We start from the raw sequence: 2,764 nt of genomic DNA on the forward strand, positions 1-2,764 counted from the left end.
TCGCGCTCGCGCTCGGACAGCATCGGCAACGCCGCCACCGGCTGCCCTTCGGCGTCGGGCAGTGCCTGCAGCAGCCGTTGCAGATAGCCGGCCCAACGCTGGATCGTTGCCGCGTCGAACAGGTCGGTGGCGTATTCGAGTACACCGCGAATACCACGCGCGTCGTCGGACAACGACAAGGTCAGATCAAAGCGCGTGCTGGCATGGGCCTGTTCGAGACTCGACAGGCTCAGCCCCGGCAACTCGCCTGTGGCCCCTTTGGGTGTGTTGTCGAACGCCAGCGCGACCTGGAATAGCGGGCTGTAGGCCAGCTGCCGCGAAGGTTTGAGCACATCGACGATCTGTTCGAACGGGACGTCTTGATTGGCCAGCGCGGAGAGCACGCCGGTTCTGACCTGCTCTAGCAACACCCGCACCGGGGCGTCGGTGTCGACCCTCACCCGCAGCGGCAAGGTGTTGACGAAGAAGCCGATCAGCACCTCGAGTTCTGGTGTCGGCCGGTTGGAAACCGGGCTGCCGATCACCACTTCGTCCTGCCCGCTCAGCCGCGAGAGCAAAATTGCCCATGCCGCGATCAGCGCCATGTAGGTGGACGCGCCATGCGTTCGCGCCCAATCGCGCAGACGTGTGCTCGCTGCCTCGCCCAGTTCGAAGGGCAACATCGCCCCAGCGTGCGAAGGCTGCCGGGGACGTTCGCGATCGGTCGGCAGTTCTAGCAGCTCCGGCGCTCCGTGCAGGTGCTCCCGCCAGAAGGTCAGTTGCGCTTCTAACGCGACATCATCGATCCGGCTGCGCTGCCAAGCCGCGTAATCGGCGTATTGCAGCGGCAGCGGCGGCAGGGGGTCGGACGCGCCCTTGACGAAGGCACGATACAGCGCGCTCAGCTCTTGGGTCAGGATGCCGTTGGACCAGCCATCGGACACGATGTGATGCAGGGTCAGAAACAGCGCATGCTCATGTGCGCCAAGGTGCACCAGACGCGCCCGGATCGGGCACCCAGCGCCTAGATCGAACGGAGTGAGTGCTTCCTCGCGTGCAATTGCGGCCAGGGCTTGAATGCGCGCCTCCGGGTCTAGCAGGCTCAGGTCGTCCTTACGCAGTGGCAGGCCTTCGTCCATGGGCGCGATCCATGGGGTCGCGCAACCGTCGGTCTCGGCGAAGCGCATGCGCAACACCGCGTGTCGCGCCACGATGCGGTCCAGTGCCGCTTGCAGTGCCTGTAGTTCCAACCGCCCCTGCAGATGCAATGCCGAAGGCATGTGATATGCCGCCGACGCGGCGCGGTCGAGCCGATCGAGAAACCACAACCGCTGTTGGGCCAACGATAGTTGCGGCGGCTGCGCCGGATCGATGGGGACCGGCACCGTCGTTGATACCGCTGCGGCGGTTTCCAGGAAGGCGGCCAACCGTGCCGGAGTCGGATGCTCGAACACCGCGCTGACCGGTACCTGCCGCTGCAACTGGGCCGCCACCCGTGAGGCCAGCCGCGCTGCCAGCAGCGAGTGCCCACCCAACTCGAAGAAGTTGTCGTGGATGCCGACCCGCTCCACCTGCAAGATCGCGCGCCAGATCGAAGCCAGGGTACGTTCGGTTTCGTTCCGGGGGGCCTGATAGTCGCCCACCGCCAGCGACGCGGCGTCCGGCTCCGGCAATGCGCGGCGGTCCAGCTTGCCGTTGGCCGTCAGCGGCAGCGCCTCCAGCGACACCAACGCCGAAGGCACCATGTAGTCCGGCAACTGTGTGGACAGTGTCTGCCGCCAGTCCGACACACGGCCCTGGCCGCCCACCACATAACCCACCAGACGACGGCCGCCCTGTTCGGTCTGCCCAACCGCCACCACCGCCTCGCGCACGCCCGGCAGCCGCTGCAGCGCCGCCTCGATCTCGCCCAGCTCGATCCGGAAACCGCGCAGCTTCACCTGGCCGTCGTTGCGACCGGCAAACACGATGGTCCCATCCGCACGCCAGCGCCCCAGGTCCCCGCTTCGGTAGTAGCGCCCCGGGCCGCCCAGCGGATCGGCCACGAACCTCGCAGCACTGAGCTCGGGCTGGTTCAGATACCCGCGCGCCACTCCCGCCCCGCCGATGTACAGCTCCCCGATCACGCCTACCGGCACCGCACGCCCCTGCCCGTCCACGATCCGGATCGTCGTGTTGCCGATCGGGCGACCGATCGGAATCGCATGCCCCGCCAGGTCTGCCAGGACGATCTCGTGGGTGGTGGCGAACGTCGTCGTCTCGGTCGGACCGTAGCCGTTGATCAGCCGCCGCGGGCGCTGCGACCGCGACAGCAGTCGTCCCACCGTGTGCACGTCCAGCGCGTCGCCTCCGATCAGCAACTGGTCCAGCTGCCCGAACGCGACTTCCAGCGCGTCCACGTAGGCGTTGAACAGTCCCACCGTCAGCCACATCGCACTGACCCCGAACCGCGCCAGTGCCGCCGACAGCGCCGCCGGATCCAGCACTGTCGCAGGATCGATTACCGCCACCCGGGCACCGTTCAACAACGGTGCCCACAGCTCCCAGCTCGAGGCGTCGAAGGCCGGGTTGGCGCAGTGCGCCACCACGTCGTGATCGCCCAGCGGCGCAAACCCGCCGTTGACCGCCAGCCGCAGCACCGCGCCCTGCTCGACCATCACTCCTTTCGGTGTCCCGGTCGAACCGGAGGTATACATCACATAGGCCAGATCGCTGGCCTGGCCTGCCACCACCGGCGCCGTATCCGGATAGCGGGCCCACGCCGATGGCGCCAGCGGCAGGGTTG

Annotated in this window: 1 protein-coding gene; it reads right to left on the minus strand. The window is 67.4% G+C overall.

Annotation, left to right across the window (positions count from 1 at the left end):
• A partial coding sequence (locus DYQ94_RS20600) for an amino acid adenylation domain-containing protein (protein WP_505414922.1) occupies window positions 1–2,764 on the minus strand: 2,764 nt, incomplete at both ends.

It is taken from the genome of Xanthomonas sp. LMG 8993, assembly GCF_009835065.2.
Taxonomy (GTDB): Bacteria; Pseudomonadota; Gammaproteobacteria; order Xanthomonadales; family Xanthomonadaceae; genus Xanthomonas; species Xanthomonas arboricola.